Source organism: Acidimicrobiales bacterium, assembly GCA_016716005.1.
Lineage (GTDB): Bacteria > Actinomycetota > Acidimicrobiia > Acidimicrobiales > JADJXE01 > JADJXE01.
This window is the reverse complement of the sequence record JADJXE010000001.1, coordinates 326,751-341,100: the sequence shown is the minus strand read 5'-3', so window position 1 is coordinate 341,100 and position 14,350 is coordinate 326,751. Positions and strand designations below refer to the sequence as shown.

The 14,350-nt window shown below is 71.3% G+C and carries 20 protein-coding genes, 1 tRNA gene and 1 pseudogene; 12 read left to right on the top strand and 10 right to left on the bottom strand.

What is annotated here, in order from left to right; all coding sequences use genetic code 11:
* The first annotated feature begins 1 nt into the window (after position 1).
* The 6 genes from der (at position 2) to IPM45_01700 (ending at position 4,002) form a co-directional block, all read left to right on the top strand.
* Positions 2 to 1,330 carry a ribosome biogenesis GTPase Der gene (gene der, locus IPM45_01725; protein MBK9178289.1) on the top strand — a complete coding sequence of 443 codons (1,329 nt, stop codon included), beginning with the start codon at positions 2 to 4 and terminating at the stop codon, positions 1,328 to 1,330.
* 22 nt (positions 1,331 to 1,352) lie between these two features.
* The gene (locus IPM45_01720; protein ID MBK9178288.1) at positions 1,353 to 2,870 is read left to right on the top strand and encodes an acyl-CoA carboxylase subunit beta; all 1,518 of its coding nucleotides are present in this window, start codon (positions 1,353 to 1,355) and stop codon (positions 2,868 to 2,870) included.
* Between the two features lie 5 nt (positions 2,871 to 2,875).
* Positions 2,876 to 3,124: a hypothetical protein gene (locus IPM45_01715; GenBank protein ID MBK9178287.1), complete on the top strand. Its 249-nt coding sequence runs from the start codon at positions 2,876 to 2,878 to the stop codon at positions 3,122 to 3,124.
* Positions 3,125 to 3,344: 220 nt separating this feature from the next.
* Positions 3,345 to 3,422 (top strand) — tRNA-Pro (locus IPM45_01710).
* Positions 3,423 to 3,528: 106 nt separating this feature from the next.
* Entirely contained in the window at positions 3,529 to 3,672 is a 144-nt protein-coding gene (locus tag IPM45_01705) for a redoxin domain-containing protein (protein ID MBK9178286.1), read from the top strand.
* A 27-nt stretch (positions 3,673 to 3,699) separates the two neighbouring features.
* The gene (locus IPM45_01700) at positions 3,700 to 4,002 is read left to right on the top strand and encodes a redoxin domain-containing protein (GenBank protein ID MBK9178285.1); all 303 of its coding nucleotides are present in this window, start codon (positions 3,700 to 3,702) and stop codon (positions 4,000 to 4,002) included.
* Positions 4,003 to 4,057: 55 nt separating this feature from the next.
* Here the strand turns inward: IPM45_01700 and IPM45_01695 are convergent, their stop codons facing one another.
* The 3 genes from IPM45_01695 to IPM45_01685 all read right to left on the bottom strand — a co-directional run bounded on the left by IPM45_01695 (position 4,058) and on the right by IPM45_01685 (position 5,529).
* A complete protein-coding gene (locus IPM45_01695) occupies positions 4,058 to 4,318 on the bottom strand; it encodes a hypothetical protein (protein MBK9178284.1) in 261 nt (86 codons plus the stop codon).
* A 5-nt stretch (positions 4,319 to 4,323) separates the two neighbouring features.
* Entirely contained in the window at positions 4,324 to 4,767 is a 444-nt protein-coding gene (locus tag IPM45_01690; GenBank protein MBK9178283.1) for an SRPBCC family protein, read from the bottom strand.
* 93 nt (positions 4,768 to 4,860) lie between these two features.
* A complete protein-coding gene (locus IPM45_01685) occupies positions 4,861 to 5,529 on the bottom strand; it encodes an SDR family NAD(P)-dependent oxidoreductase (GenBank protein ID MBK9178282.1) in 669 nt (222 codons plus the stop codon).
* A gap of 346 nt (positions 5,530 to 5,875) precedes the next feature.
* Between IPM45_01685 and IPM45_01680 the strand changes: the two genes are divergently transcribed.
* The 4 genes and pseudogenes from IPM45_01680 to IPM45_01665 all read left to right on the top strand — a co-directional run bounded on the left by IPM45_01680 (position 5,876) and on the right by IPM45_01665 (position 8,730).
* Positions 5,876 to 6,325, top strand: a complete 450-nt coding sequence (locus IPM45_01680) for a DUF2071 domain-containing protein (protein ID MBK9178281.1) — start codon at positions 5,876 to 5,878, stop codon at positions 6,323 to 6,325.
* Positions 6,326 to 6,393: 68 nt separating this feature from the next.
* Positions 6,394 to 6,780 carry an SRPBCC family protein gene (locus tag IPM45_01675; protein ID MBK9178280.1) on the top strand — a complete coding sequence of 129 codons (387 nt, stop codon included), beginning with the start codon at positions 6,394 to 6,396 and terminating at the stop codon, positions 6,778 to 6,780.
* Positions 6,777 to 8,340: pseudogene (locus IPM45_01670) on the top strand (DUF2867 domain-containing protein). Before IPM45_01675 ends, IPM45_01670 begins: the two are co-directional and overlap by 4 nt.
* A 12-nt stretch (positions 8,341 to 8,352) precedes the next feature.
* Entirely contained in the window at positions 8,353 to 8,730 is a 378-nt protein-coding gene (locus tag IPM45_01665) for a DNA starvation/stationary phase protection protein (protein MBK9178279.1), read from the top strand.
* Between the two features lie 161 nt (positions 8,731 to 8,891).
* Here the strand turns inward: IPM45_01665 and IPM45_01660 are convergent, their stop codons facing one another.
* The 6 genes from IPM45_01660 to IPM45_01635 form a co-directional block, all read right to left on the bottom strand.
* Positions 8,892 to 9,284: a type II toxin-antitoxin system VapC family toxin gene (locus IPM45_01660; protein ID MBK9178278.1), complete on the bottom strand. Its 393-nt coding sequence runs from the start codon at positions 9,282 to 9,284 to the stop codon at positions 8,892 to 8,894.
* Complete coding sequence (locus IPM45_01655; GenBank protein MBK9178277.1) at positions 9,281 to 9,511, bottom strand: hypothetical protein; 231 nt, start codon at positions 9,509 to 9,511, stop codon at positions 9,281 to 9,283. Before IPM45_01655 ends, IPM45_01660 begins: the two co-directional genes overlap by 4 nt.
* A gap of 94 nt (positions 9,512 to 9,605) precedes the next feature.
* Positions 9,606 to 10,025 (bottom strand): hypothetical protein, encoded by a 420-nt coding sequence (locus IPM45_01650; protein ID MBK9178276.1) that lies wholly within the window; start codon positions 10,023 to 10,025, stop codon positions 9,606 to 9,608.
* A gap of 40 nt (positions 10,026 to 10,065) precedes the next feature.
* The gene (locus IPM45_01645) at positions 10,066 to 10,353 is read right to left on the bottom strand and encodes a hypothetical protein (protein ID MBK9178275.1); all 288 of its coding nucleotides are present in this window, start codon (positions 10,351 to 10,353) and stop codon (positions 10,066 to 10,068) included.
* A 174-nt stretch (positions 10,354 to 10,527) separates the two neighbouring features.
* On the bottom strand, positions 10,528 to 11,817 hold the full coding sequence (locus tag IPM45_01640; protein MBK9178274.1) for an FAD-dependent oxidoreductase: 1,290 nt from the start codon (positions 11,815 to 11,817) through the stop codon (positions 10,528 to 10,530).
* Entirely contained in the window at positions 11,814 to 12,203 is a 390-nt protein-coding gene (locus IPM45_01635; protein MBK9178273.1) for a cytidine deaminase, read from the bottom strand. Before IPM45_01635 ends, IPM45_01640 begins: the two co-directional genes overlap by 4 nt.
* 181 nt (positions 12,204 to 12,384) lie before the next feature.
* Here IPM45_01635 and IPM45_01630 point away from each other — a divergent pair, with 181 nt between their 5' ends.
* Positions 12,385 to 12,603, top strand: a complete 219-nt coding sequence (locus tag IPM45_01630) for a hypothetical protein (GenBank protein MBK9178272.1) — start codon at positions 12,385 to 12,387, stop codon at positions 12,601 to 12,603.
* Positions 12,600 to 12,779 carry a hypothetical protein gene (locus tag IPM45_01625; protein ID MBK9178271.1) on the top strand — a complete coding sequence of 60 codons (180 nt, stop codon included), beginning with the start codon at positions 12,600 to 12,602 and terminating at the stop codon, positions 12,777 to 12,779. The genes IPM45_01630 and IPM45_01625 overlap by 4 nt, the downstream gene beginning before the upstream one ends.
* A 60-nt stretch (positions 12,780 to 12,839) precedes the next feature.
* Here IPM45_01625 and IPM45_01620 read toward each other — a convergent pair whose 3' ends face one another.
* Positions 12,840 to 14,324 carry a cryptochrome/photolyase family protein gene (locus tag IPM45_01620; protein ID MBK9178270.1) on the bottom strand — a complete coding sequence of 495 codons (1,485 nt, stop codon included), beginning with the start codon at positions 14,322 to 14,324 and terminating at the stop codon, positions 12,840 to 12,842.
* Positions 14,325 to 14,350 lie beyond the last annotated feature (26 nt).

Here is a 14,350-nt window from a genome sequence, read left to right as displayed (position 1 = left end):
CGTGGGCGGCGGGCTCCCCACCGTGGCCATCGTCGGCCGGCCCAACGTGGGCAAGTCGACCCTGCTGAACCGGATCCTCGGTCGGCGCGAGGCGATCGTCGAGGAGCGCCCCGGCGTCACCCGCGACCGCAAGGCGGTGGTGGCCGAGTGGGAGGGTCGGGAGTTCCGACTGGTCGACACCGGTGGCTGGCTGCCGGGCGGCACCGATCTGGACGCCAAGGTCAGCCGGCAGAGCGAGCGGGCCGTCACCGAGGCCGACGTCGTGCTGCTGGTGGTCGACGCCACCGTGGGCGTCACCGAGGAGGACGCGGCGGTGGCGGCCTGGCTGCGGCGGGCCGCGCGGCCGGTGCTGGTGGTGGTGAACAAGGTCGACTCCGGCCGCCGCGAGCACGACATCTGGGACTTCGTGCGGCTGGGTTTGGGCGACCCGCAGCCGGTGAGCGCGCTCCACGGGCGGGGCGCGGGCGACCTGCTCGACTCGGTGGTCGCCCTCCTCCCCCCCGAGGAGCCGGTCGTGGAGCACGGTGGCGAGCCCGCGGCCGCGCCGGCCGGGTCCGACGACACTCCGGCGGTGGCCATCGTGGGGCGCCCGAACGTGGGCAAGTCGACCCTGTTCAACCGGCTCATCGGTGACGAGCGGTCCGTGGTGCACGATCTCCCGGGCACCACCCGCGACACGGTCGACACGGTGGTGGACACGCCCGACGGGCCCATCCGCTTCATCGACACGGCGGGCATGCGCCGCAAGAGCCGGATCGACGACGGCACCGAGTACTACTCGATGGTGCGGGCGCTCCAGGCCGTCGACGGTGCCGACGTGGCGTTCCTGGTGATCGACGCCACCGAGGGCGTCACCCACCAGGACCAGCGTCTGGCCGAGCGGGTCGATGCCGCCGGCTGCCCCGTCGTGGTGCTGCTGAACAAGTGGGAGCTGCTCGACACCGAGCAGCGCGAGGACGTGGCCCGCCAGGTGGGGGACCGGCTGCGCTTCATCGGTGACGCCCCCGTGCTGCGCATCAGCGCCCTCGGCGGCAAGGGCGTCCATCGCCTCCTCCCGCTGCTGGCCGACGCCATCGAGGTGTACCGCAAGCGGGTCCCCACCCGGGCGGTCAACCAGCTGATGGCCGAGGCCCAGGCGGCCCAGCCCGCGCCGGGCGGCGCCAAGGTGCTGTACGCCACCCAGGGGGCCACCGATCCGCCCACGTTCACCCTGTTCGCGAACCGGGAGCTGCCGCCGACGTACCTTCGCTACCTGGAGCGTCGGATCCGTGAGCACTTCGGGTTCGGTGCGACGCCGATCAAGCTGCGGGTGCGCCGCCGCTCCTCGTAGGGCGGGGCAGCGAGGAGCGAGCGTGGAGAACCTGGAGTTCCTGCTGGAGCGGGCCCGGTCGGGCAACCTGGCCAAGGAGGCCGAGAAGCTCGCCCGCCAGAAGAAGCTCTTCGTGCGGGACCGGCTGGCGCTGCTGCTCGATCCGGGGAGCTTCGTCGAGGACGGGCTGCTCGCCAACGCCGCGGCACCGGACCTCCCGGCCGACGGGGTGGTCACCGGGGTGGGGCGTGTCGACGGGCGGGCCGTCTGCGTCATGGCCAACGACCCGACCGTGAAGGCCGGCTCGTGGGGCGCCCGGACGGTGGAGAAGATCGTGCGGCTGACGGAGCACGCCCTGCGACACGAGCTGCCGGTGTTCTGGCTGGTCGACTCGGCCGGCGCTCGCATCACCGACCAGGTCGAGCTGTTCCCCGGCCGTCGGGGGGCGGGGCGGATCTTCGCCAACCAGGTGCGGCTGTCGGGGAAGGTGCCCCAGATCTGCTGCCTCTTCGGGCCCTCGGCCGCCGGCGGCGCGTACATCCCCGCCTTCTGCGACCTGGTGATCATGGTGGAGGGCAACGCCTCGATGTACCTGGGCTCGCCCCGGATGGCCGAGATGGTGATCGGGGAGAAGGCCACGCTGGAGGAGATGGGCGGGGCGCGGATGCACGCCTCGGTGTCGGGGTGCGGCGACAACCTGGCCGTCGACGACGCGGACGCCATCGATCAGGCCCGGCGCTGGTTCTCCTACCTGCCGTCGCACTGGCAGGAGCCGCCCCCCGAGTACCAGCCGGAGGAGCCGGCCCGGCCCCTGCACGCAGGCGTGGTGCCCGACGAGGAGCGGCGCGCGTACGACATGCACCACGTCATCGACGGCATCGTCGACGCCGGGTCGTTCTTCGAGCTGAAGCCGCTCTTCGCGCCGGAGCTGATCGTGGGGCTGGGCCGGCTCGACGGCCGCACCGTGGGCTTCGTGGCCAACAACCCGATGCAGAAGGGTGGCGTGCTCTTCGTCGACTCGGCCGACAAGGCGGCCCGGTTCATCTGGCTCTGCGACGCGTTCAACGTCCCGCTGGTCTTCCTGGCCGACGTGCCGGGGTTCATGGTCGGCACCCAGGTGGAGCGACAGGGGATCATCCGCCACGGGGCCAAGATGATCACGGCGGTCACCGAGGCCACCGTGCCCAAGGTGTCGGTGATCGTGCGCAAGGCGTACGGGGCCGGCCTGTACGCCATGGCCGGGCCGGCGTTCGACCCCGAGGCCACCATCGCCCTCCCCACGGCCAAGATCGCGGTGATGGGTCCCGAGGCCGCCGTCAACGCCGTCTACGCCAACAAGATCGCCGCCATCGACGACCCCGAGGAGCGCGAGCACTTCGTGGCCGAGCGCCGGGCGGTCTACGAGGCCGACGTCGACCTGCTCCGGCTGGCGTCGGAGCTGGTGATCGACGCGGTGATCCCGTTCGAGGCCCTGCGGGGCGAGCTGCTGCAGCGCCTCGAGCTGGCGGTGGGACGCGACCGCCATCTGGTCGACAAGCGCCACGGCATCCCGCCGGTGTAGGGCCGATGCCCTGGTGCGACGAGTGCTCCAAGTTCTGGAGCCCGAACAGCCTGCCGGCCGACGGGCGCTGCCCCTCGTGCGGCCGCGAGCTCGAGGCCACCAAGCCGGCGGCGGTCGCGGCGGCCGAGGAGCGCCGAGAGGGTGAGGCCGAGCCGCGCCCCAAGGTGCCGTGGCACTTCACGCTGCTGGTGGTGGCGGTGGCGCTGTACCTGGGCTGGCGTCTCTGGCAGCTGGTGGCCTGGCTCGTGGGCTGAGCCCGCTCGTCTCGTTCCTGTCGCCCCGACCCCCCACCCCCCCGGGGTCTTCATCGCGCCCGCGACGCGTGGGCCGGCGCCGTCGCGACGTACACGGCACGACCGCCATGCCGTCCGCGGCGGCGACGCGCGAGCCGTCGTCGGCGCGATGAAGACGGGGGGTGGGTCGGGCTGCCCGGTTCCGCGCCCGGGCCGGGCTCGGGTAGGGTCTCGGGTCTCGCGGGCTGTGGCGCAGCTTGGTTAGCGCGCTTGACTGGGGGTCAAGAGGTCCGGGGTTCGAATCCCCGCAGCCCGACCACGAAGAGGCCAGGTCACAAGGTTGACCGGGCCAGCGGGACGGCTCCCCCGCGGGCTTCCTCCGCTGCAGATCAGTCGTGGCATGATGACCGTCGAGGAGTGGCCCGATGAGCGTCAGCAGCCGCACAGCGACGGTGGGTCAGCCCGCCCCCGACTTCACCCTCACCGACCAGCACGGTGCCGAGTTCCGCTTGGCCCATGCCGTCGAGAGCGGTCCGGTCGTCGTGGTGTTCCTGCGAGGGTTCGGCTGACCGTTCTGCCGACGGCACCTCTCGCAGTTGCGAGACGACATCGACAGGTTCCGCCAGGCCGGCGCGTCCGTGGTGGCCATCGCGCCGGACAGCGCTGAGGGAGTCGCTCGGTTCGTACGGGACAGCGACTACCCCTTCTCTCTGTTGCCCGACGCCGACCACACCGTCTTCGACTCCTACGACGTGGTCAGCAAGCTGGTGAGCCTCGGCCAGCGTCCCGCAGTGTTCGTCGTCGACCGGGCCGGGATCGTGCGCTTCGACTCGATCGGCACCCAGCAGTGGGAGATCCCCTCGAACGACAACGTCCTGGGGGTGCTGTCGTCGCTGTGAGCCCCTCAGGGCTGCAGCGTTCGGGGGTCGAGATCGCGCGTCGGAGGCACCACGGCTACAGCTTCGCCCGCCGCTCGGGGTGTCGGTGCCGCGGGTGGTGGGCCCGGGCGTACTGCTCGGCGCCGCGGTCGTCGTCGGTCATCTCCAAGTGGTCGACCTCGAGCCCGGTCGCGCAGATGCCGCCGGACGACATCGTGAGCACACGGGTGGGTGCCGAGGCGCGCAGCCGAACGAGACGGGACCGGACGTCACAGCCCACGCGGGTGACGCTCGTGACCACCGGCATCTCGATGAGCGTGTCGATCACCTCGGACACGTCCACTACCGCACTGGCTTGCCGTCGAGTGCCTCGCGCAGACCGGCCGCGGCACGGTCACCGATACGCCCGAACACCAGACGCAGCCCGGGGTCGGCCAGACGGAGCACACCGTTGAGCCGGAGGTCGGCGTCGTAGGTGACCACCGTGCCCGCGCCGTCGGTCTCGACGGTGATGCGGTCCTCCGAGGTGAACAGGGTGCTCGCGGCGAGCACGAGGAGGTTCCCGGGCGGGGCGTACTCCACCGTGCGGTAGCGCAAGGTGAGGTCACGACCGACGCCGGCGACGGTCACGTCGAAGACGGCACCCGGTCCGGCGCCGTCGCCTTCGACTTGGGCGACGCGACGGATGCCCGGGTCCCACTCGGCGAAGTTGCGCAGGTCAGCGAGGTAGGCGAACACGTCGTCGGCGGGACGGCCGGTGCGCACCTTGGTGATGTAGCGGGCCATGAGCGGTCTCCTCGAGGGGGGTTCTGGCCTGGCGGGAAGGAGCTCCAGGATGCCGACACTCGCACGCCGTTCAACCCCATGGTTCGCCGACGGTCAGGGGCTCGCCGCGAACTGCTCCGAGGCGACCTCGGTCTCGCCCTGCTCGATCGCCGTGACGATGCGGGCAGCGACGAGGTCGGGGTGCAGGCCCGTGCGCAGTGGCGGCGACTGGCCGGCGAGCGGCCTGCTGGCGAGACCCGTCTCGGTGTGCGGCGGCCGCGCATCGCACACGTGGATGCCCGAGCGGCGGAGCTCTCGGGCGAGGGCCCGGTCGGCTGCGGTCAACGCCGCCTTCGTGGCGGAGTAGACCGCCATGTTCGCCAGGGGCTGTTCGGCGACGACGGCGCTGATGTTGAGCACGAAGCCTTGCGACGCCGCGAGCAAGGGCACGAGCCGGCGGAGCAGCCACAGCGGGCCGATGACGTTGGTGAGGAACAGCTCCTCGATGGTCACGTCGTCCGTGTCGGCGAGCGCGCCGAACGCGACGACTCCGGCGGCATTGACGACGCCGTCGAGCCGGCCATGGCGTTCGAGGGCGATCGCGGCCACCCGGTCGCCCGCGGCGGTGTCGCGGAGATCGACGTGGACGGCGACGGCACCGGGGATGGCCAATGCGTCCAGGCGGTCGATGTGTGGCCCGGCCAGCACGAGGTGCGCGCCCCGTTGGGCCAGGGTGCGAGCGATCGGCGTGCCGAGACCACCGCTGGCACCGACGACGGCCACCACGGCTCCGGCCAAGAGTCGCTCGCTCATGGTCGGACCATACGGCGAGACGCTGGGGGGGTCGAACCGGGCGTGATGAGGGAATGCGCTTGCTCAGCAGGAGGTTCTCGATCTGGCACGAGACAACAGATCCCACTCCACGACCCCCGAGGACGTCCCGCTGCGCTCCACCGACCTCGTCCACGGCACCGAGCCCGGCCACGCGGGGCCACCTGCCCGAACCCGTGCGCCGACCGGTGATGGTGCAGCGATGGACCGACGTCGTGTTCCTCCATCGGCCGTTCCGTCCGGACGTGGTGCAGCGACTGCTCCGCTTGGTGTCCCACGCCGGTGGGCGCCGGGGCGTGTGGTTCTTCTCCCTCGACGTCGACCGGGTGCTGCCGGTGGCTGTGGCCCGGTCGACGACCACCTGCCGTACTGCCTGGCCCGAGCCGACCATGGCCGCGTCGGCGACATCGTGACGAGCCGGGTGCAGCGGTGCTGGCCGCGCAAGCATGCTGGTGCGACGACGGGCGTGGCCGTGCAGACCGGTCGACGCGTCGACCAGTCCGACTCCTTCGTCACCTTCCTCACCGCTCGGTGGGGTCTGCTGTCGGCCTCTCGCCGGGGCCGTCTCTGGTATGCGCCCGTCGAGCATCCGGCGTGGTCGCTGCATGAAGCCCACGTCCACCATCTCGACGACCACCTGGTCGGCGCCGCCGGCCTGCCCGCTCCGAGCGACCGTCCTCACGTGCTGTGGGCTCCCGGCGTGGACGTCCGGGTCGGCCGGCCCACCCGCCTCCCGAGGAGCCACTGATGGCCCCGGTCGAGATCCGGACCCCCGAAGGCGAGCGGTCGCATCTGGCGCCGGTCGAGCCTGCCGGCATGCGGAGGCTTCGAGCGAGCCGTCTGGTCGCGGCGCCGCAAGCCCTCGTGTGGGACCTGCTCGTGACCGTGGCGCGTTGGCCCAGGTGGGGTCCGTCGGTGCGTGCCGTCGAGCTCGACACCGAGCGGATCACGCTCGGGAGCCGTGGCGTGGTCGAGACCGTGGTCGGCGTCCGGCTCCCGTTCGAGGTCACCCGCTTCGAACCCGACAGATCGTGGTCGTGGTCGGTCCGGGGCGTGCAGGCGACCGACCACGCCGTGGAGACCACCGCCACGGGCACCCGGGTGAGCTTCGGTGTGCCGTGGGTTGCGGCGCCCTACCTCGGTGTCTGCGCGGTGGCGCTGCGGCGCCTCGAGCGGTTGGCCGTGCAGGAGATCGGACCGTGAGGGTCGCAGTGATCGGGGCGACGGGCTATGTCGGCGGGCGGCTGGTGCCCCAGCTCCTCTCCGCTGGCCACGCGGTGCGCTGCCTGGCCCGCAGCCCGGAGCGACTCGACCGGGTGGCGTGGCGGGACCAGGTGGAGGTCGTGGCCGGCGACGTGCTCGACCGCGACTCCCTCGAGCGGGCCTTCGTCGGGATCGACGCCGTGTTCTACCTCGTCCACGCCATGGGTCAGTCCGGTGACTTCGAGCAGCAGGACCGCATCGGCGCAGAGAACACCCGGACGGCCGGCGAAGCCTGCGGGGTGTCGCGGATCGTCTACCTCGGCGGCCTCGGCCGCGACGATGCCGAGCAGCTCTCACCGCACCTGGCCAGCCGCCACGAGGTCGGCGCCGTGCTGGCGGCCGGCACCGTGCCGGTCACGGAGCTCCGCGCCGCGGTGATCATCGGGTCGGGCAGCGTGTCGTTCGAGATGCTGCGCCACCTCTCCGAGGTGCTGCCGATCATGGTGTGCCCCCGCTGGGTCACCCGGACGAGGTGCCAGCCGATCGGCATCGCGGACGTGCTGCACTACCTCGTTGCCGTCCTCGCCAGCCCGCAGACGGCTGGCCAGGTGCTCGAGATCGGCGGACCCGACGTCTTGACCTATCGGGAGATGATGGACCGCTACGCCGCCGTCGCCGGCCTGCGCCGGCGGGTCATCATCCCGGTGAACGTGCTGTCGCCGCGGTTGTCGTCGCACTGGATCAACCTGGTGACACCCCTTCCGTACCAGCTGGCCAAGCCCCTCGTGGAGAGCCTCGTCAACGACGTGGTGGTCCATCCCGACCGGGACATCCGCCGGCTGATCCCGCACCAGCCCCTCAGCTTCGACGAGGCAGTCCGGCGCGCACTGGACCGGGTGCAGGGCCTCGCCGTGACGACGAGCTGGATCGACAGCGCCCCCAACCGGAGCCCGGCGGCGCCGATGCCCCAGGACCCCGACTGGGCGGGCGGCAAGGTCTTCGAGGACCGCCAGGTCGTGACCACCGCGGCCACCGCCGACGCCGTGTTCGCCGCCGTGTCGGGCATCGGCGGCGAGCGGGGCTGGTACGTCGCCAACTGGCTGTGGACGCTACGAGGCTGGATCGACAAGCTCATCGGCGGCGTCGGCATGCGACGCGGCCGGCGGCACCCCGACAACCTTCGGGTCGGTGACGCGCTCGACTTCTTCCGCGTCGAGGCCTACGACCCGCCGACGCTGCTGCGTCTGCGCGCCGAGATGAAGGTGCCCGGCGACGCCTGGCTCGAGTGGACCATCACCACCGACGACGGCCGAAGGACCACGACGCTGTGCCAGCTCGCCCGCTTCCACCCGCGGCATCGCCGGGCGGCTCTACTGGTGGGGGCTGCTCCCCGTCCACCGCGTCATCTGGCGCCGCCTGGCCCGTCGGCTCGCCGCACCCGCCCGGCGCGAACTGAACCACCTGGCGACCGACGACCGGCTCTCGATCAGCCCCGGCCGCGACGCCCGCCCAGCCGACGGCGACCGAGTCGCCGCGCCGACCACCGACCCGCACGCCTGAGACACCCTCTACCTGAAGACCCACAACTACCACTGGAACGTCACCGGGCCGATGTTCCAGACCCTGCACCTCATGTTCGAGACGCAGTACAACGAGCTCGCCCTCGCCGTCGACCTCATCGCCGAACGCATCCGCGCCCTCGGCGCCCCCGCCCCCGGCAGCTACCGCGAGTTCGGCGCCCTGTCGTCGATCACCGAAGACACCGACCGACCGGACGCGACCGAGATGATCCGGCGCCTCGTCAAGAGCCAGGAGACCGTCGTGCGCACCGCCCGCTCGGTGTTCCCCGTCGTCGAGCAGGCCCACGACGAACCCACCGCCGACCTGCTCACCCAACGCATGCAGGTCCACGAGAAGACCGCCTGGATGCTCGGCAGCCTCCTCGCCTGACGGCGCCCTTCCGGCACGATCGGCCGAGTCGCGGCCAGTGGACCTGCCCCGCTGGCTGCGACTCGCTGCCGGTCGGTCCCCCGCACCCGGCACGAGGCGGGGGAGGTGCATGTCGTCGAGCCTGCGGAAGACGTCGATCTCCGCGGCATCGCAATCGGGTGCTACTCCAGGATCTCGATGGGGCAGCGAGGGCCGGGGGCGTTGGCGAGGCGGCGGTCGAGGGTGATCAGCACGGCATCCAGTGCTTCGGCGAGTGCGACATAGGCGGCGTCGTAGATGGTGAGGCCGGTGCGCAGCTCCCAGCACCGGTCGAGCAGTGGCGTGTGTGGGACACGCTCGATCCGCAGGGCTCGGAGGTCCGCCAGTGCCAGGTTGGCGCGTCGCTGGTCGAGATCGCCGGCCGATGCCAGTCGCCGCCACGCCGACGTGACCTCGAGGTCGATGAGGTGGGGGGCGATCAAGCGTTCGTGCATCAGCCGGGTCCTGGCGGTGTCTCCGTCGGGACCGTCGTCGGCCAAGGCCGTCACGATGACGCTGGCGTCAACGACGATCACCGGGCGTCACGCTCGGCCCGGATCGCGCGCACGGCTGAGGCGAAGCCTGCTCGGCCGCCGGCTCGCGCGCCGGCGCGCTCGAGCACTTCGTCGAGCGTGGGAGCTCTCGCCTGCTCGATGAGCTGCGCGAGGAGGTACTCCTGGAGGGATTGCCCAGCTGCGGCGGCTCGTCTGCGCAGCGTCGCGTGCACGTCGTCGGGCACGTCTTTCACCTGGATGCTCGGCACGCCCCAAGAGTACCGCCAGTCTGGCGCCAGCGCATGCGATGTGGCGCCAGCGGTGTCGAACGGGCGGCACAGCATCGTGGAGCGCTCGACCCGATCACGGCTCGAGCCGCTCGTCCGGCGGCCGTTCGAGGGCGGCGAGCAGTCCGGCGAGCCGGGAGCCGTCGAGGTCTATGGCCAGCCAGAGCGGGGCGCCGCCGTCGCACGATGCCGGCGTCGTCGTTGCCAGCAGCAGGTTCCCGGTGAGAGCGGCGTGCTCGAGCACCTCGAGATGGTCGGGGAGGCCGAACTCGATGGAGAACCGGGCCCGCACCGGCCTGGTGAGCCGGACGGTGAGGATGAGCCCGACGTCGGTCACTTCCAGCGTGGTGGAGAGGTCGCCGATGCCCTCGATGGCGTGCACGCGGGCCAGGTCGGCGACGTCGGGGCGCTCGACCACGTCGAGCACGACGGTCGGGTAGGCGGTGCCGTCGGCGTCGAAGGTGATGCCGACGTCGAGGACGGCGATGGCGGTCACCTGCGGTTCGCCGATCGGGTCCCGTGCGCGGGGGCGGCCGTCAACCGATCAGGCGGAGCGACTGCCATGCGATCACGCCGAGGCCCAGCGCGCGGCGCCAGGGGTTGACACCGCGGATCAGCTCGTCGAATCCCCAGTAGAGCCAGAGCCCGGTCGTGGCGACCGCGATGACCTGGTGCAACGTCGACCCCTCGTTGGTCAGCCGCTCCGCCAGCCACCCGATCCCGATCGCGAAGAGCGGCCAGTTCGGGAACTGGGCGATGGTGATCTCGTGGGTCTCCCGGTTCTCGAACCACCAGCGCCACGAGCCGACCCTCACGGCGCGCATCCTGGCACCACGGGGACCGCATCCGGTTGCTCGACGGCCTGCTCGGTGAGCCGGACAGGCCGGCGCCTCGAGACCGTGGCCTGCCGCCATCAGGGCGCCAAGCCGGCGACGCCCAGGCAGAGCAGCACGATCGATGGCGCCGGGCGCTCACGTGCAGGTTCGCGTCGACCACGCTCAACCGGCCGCCGGCACAACCGATGCCGGCTTGCGCCACGGCTGGAAGGGGAGCGGGCAGGTGAGCAACGAACGGACTGATGCGGAGGCGTACTGCAACGCTTGCACGCCGCCGATCTCCAGGAGGTGCTTGATGTCGATGGCCTCGTGGAGCAGCGGGGGGATCAGATCGGCGCCCCCGACGGTCAGGTCGATCGGACCGACCTGGGCAAGCCCGCGATGTCCACCGAGGTCGAGCACCCAACCGATCTGGCGGAGGTCGACCGCTTCGGCCGGCTCGCCCTGCACCGTCCTGACCGCATTGCGGCCGGCGGCGGTGCCGGCCCGGACGGCGATCTGCGCGGACATGGGCAGGGGGTCACCGTTGACATCGCGATGGGCGGCGATGTCACCGGCGGCAAAGGTGCGCTCGCGGCCGAGTACGCACAAGGTCTCGTCCACGAGGATGCGACCATCTTCGGCTGTCGGCACGCCGTATCGCTGGGCGAGTGCTGAGAAGCCACCGGCCCAGACCACCAGACCTTCGAGGTGAGTGGCGTCGACGACGGCGCCGTGCTCGGTGATCCGTTCGACGCTGTGGCCCAGGTGGATCTGGACGTTGCGGCTTTGGAGGATCCGCTTCGCGCCGGGGCCGAATGCCCTGGGCAGCCCGGCGAGGAGTCGGCACGTGGCCTCCACCAGGTGGATCGTGAGCGACGGGTGCGCAACGGCGGCCGCGCCTGCGAGCTGGACCCCCGTGGCGCCGCCGCCGATGATCACCACCGACGGTGCGCTTCCGATCGATCGACGGAGCGCCAAGGCATCTTCGGCGGACCGGAGGTCGTGGGCGAACTCGATGCCTTCGACACGCGGCCTCGACGGGGAAGACCCGGCGGTGACGACGACTGCGTCGGCTCCGATCGTGCGTCCGCCCGCCAGGGTGACCGAGCCGTCCCCGATCTCGACAACGGAGCCCACCTCGACCCGATCCACGAATGACCGAAGGGGTTGGGAGGCGTCCTCGATCGGGGCGGTCCCCCCGGCCACGGCGGCGAGTCGAGTCACGAAATCGTGCCGCCCGGTGCGATCCACGACGGTGACCGGTACGTGAGACCGACGAACGGCTCGGGCTGCGTGGAGCCCGGCGTACCCGCCGCCGACGACCAGCACGCCCTCGACGTGGTCGGCTTCTGGACTGTCTTGGCTCATGTCGGTCTGCTCTCCCGTGCTCTCCAAGCGGGTTCGGCCCTGCGTCGCGCCCTGGAGGCCGTTCAGCTTCGGCTCCTCGGCCGGCCGACCATCGGTGATCAACCCTTGTAGGGGCCTCGCGGCAACAGCACGCCGAGCTCGGCCTGCTCGACGAAGCCATCGGGCGCAACTGCGGCCACCGTCATCTCGCGGCCCCCCAGCTCGAGCGCGACCTGAAGACAGGCGCCACAAGGGAAGGTGATCGAGCCATTCGTGCGGGGTGAGGCGAGCACCAGGGCCTTTGGACGCTCGCCCAGAGCAATCGATGTGAACAGCGCCACTCGCTCGGCGCACATCGCCAACCCCAATGACACGTTCTCGACGAGCGCACCGGTCACGATGGTGTCGTCGGTGGTCAACACCGCCGCTCCCATGAGAAACCCGGAATAGGGCGCATAGGCACGACCCTGCGCTGCAATCGCAGCCTCGATCACGGCCGTGATGTCCATGGAACCTCCGGATGAGAAGCGATTCGATGGTGACCGGGGTCGCTGGGGAGACTCGTCGTTGCCGGTCGCCGCCGGCTCATCAGCGCGGGCCGGCATCCGCGGGTTCGAGTGCTGAGGAATATTTAGCACTAAAGCCGGTTGCAGCCAACAGTGCCTCCTGGTTGTGACGAAAGGACTTCCGTTGCGAGCGCTCACCCCTTCCCTCCGCCTCAGACTGCCGTTCCTGGCGGCAGGCTTCTTCTCGTTCCTCTTCTCCGTCTACCTCTACTTCGTGGCAGACGAGCAGACCGCAGGCATCTTCGTCGGGCTCTGGGTCCCCTCGATCCATTCGCTCGGAACCCTCTTGCTGGCGCCGGTCGATGACTCGGCGTCCGACCACCGGGCACAGGTGACCTCATGAGCGAGATCATCATCTTCGTCATCGGAGCGGTCATCTTCGCCATCACTGTCTACGGCAGCGTGATGGCGGGCGGGCTGGCCCTCACCCGTCTCGAGGTCAAGGAGAACGATGCGATCGGCCCACGGGTCGACCGTGAGACCGTGAGCTCGGTTCCGCCCACTGAATCCGAGCAGTGACAGGGCCCGTCGCCGAGAGCCCCTGTGCGTCTGACGGCACCGATGGCGGTCGGCTCGACGTCAAAGGCCCGCCCGATCGAGCCGCTCCAGTACCTCTGCGGCCTGGGCGCGCACCGCGTCGAGGTCGGTGAGGCGCTGCGAGGCCCGTACTTGTCGCACCACTCGCGGGTTGCGGGCCAAGCGCTCGGCGTGGCGGGCCAGGAAGTCCCAGTACAGGGTGGTGAACGGGCAGGCGTCGGCACCGGTGCGGCGCTTGCGGTCGTAGGCGCACCCGGCGCAGTAGTCGCTCATGCGGTCGATGTACGCCCCTCCGGCCGCGTAGGGCTTGGTGGCCATTCGTCCCCCGTCGGCGTGGAGGGCCATGCCCACCACGTTGGGGAGCATCACCCACTCGGCCCCGTCGACGAAGCTGCTCCACATCCACTCCACCAGCTCGCGGGGGCGCACCCCGGCCAGCAGGCAGAGGTTCCCCAGCACCATGAGCCGTTGGATGTGGTGGGCCCAGCCGTGGTCGTGCACGCTGGCCAGCGCGTGCGCGACACAGCGCATCCGCGTGGGCGCCCCGAGGAACACCGGTGGGAGCGGCCGGATGGCGGCCAGCTCGTTGAGGTCGCGGTAGGCGGGCATCCACAGCCAGTAGACGCCCCACACGTACTCCCGCCAGCCGATGATCTGGCGGAGCAGCCCCTCGGCCGAGGCGATGGGCACCGCGCCGGCGCGGTAGGCGGCCTCCACCTCGTCGCACACCTCCCGTGGGTGGAGCAGCCCCAGGTTGAGGTACGGGGAGAGCAGGGTGTGGGCGAGGTGCCAGCTGGAGCTGAGCATCGCATCCTCGTGGGGCCCGAAGCGGGGGAGCACCTCGTCGATGGCGTGGCGCAAGCGGCGCCGCGCCTCGACGCGCGTCGTGGCCCAGGTGCCGTCGGGATCGGCGCCCCAGCACGCACCGGGCAGCTCGGCCAGCACGTGGCGGTCGAGGTCGTCCAACTCGTTCCGTACCGGCTCGGGCCAGGACCGGCCATCTCGGGGCGGGCGCTCACGGTTCTCCGTGTCGAAGTTCCACCGACCCCCGGCCGGCTCGTCGCCGTCCATCAAGAAGCCGAGCCGGCGGCGCTGCCACCGGTAGAAGTCCTCCATCTTCAGGGATCGGCGCGTGCCCGCCCACGCGGCGAAGTCGTCGGGGTGGCAGAGAAACTGGTCGGTGCGGACGAGCTCGACGTCCAAGCGTCGAAGCAGCTCCCGACCGTCCCACGAAGCGGGCTCCGTCGCCAGCACGCGCACTGGCCGATGGTCGGCCCGGTGGGCGACCAGCCCGGCGGCCAGCGTGTCGGCGCGCCGGTGATCCACCTCGAAGCCCTCTGCGGCCAGCTCGGCGGCGAACCGGCGCATCGCGGTGATCACCAGGTGAGCCCGCTGGCGGTGCCAGCGCCGCGACGCCAGCTTTGCCCGGCTCTCCACCAGGAGCACCCGGTGGGTGTCGGGACGGGCGGAGCCGAGGGCGCCCAGTCCACGTTGGAGCTGGTCGCCCAGCACCCAGATCGTCAGCACGTTCCGGCCGCCATCACCGGAGTCTC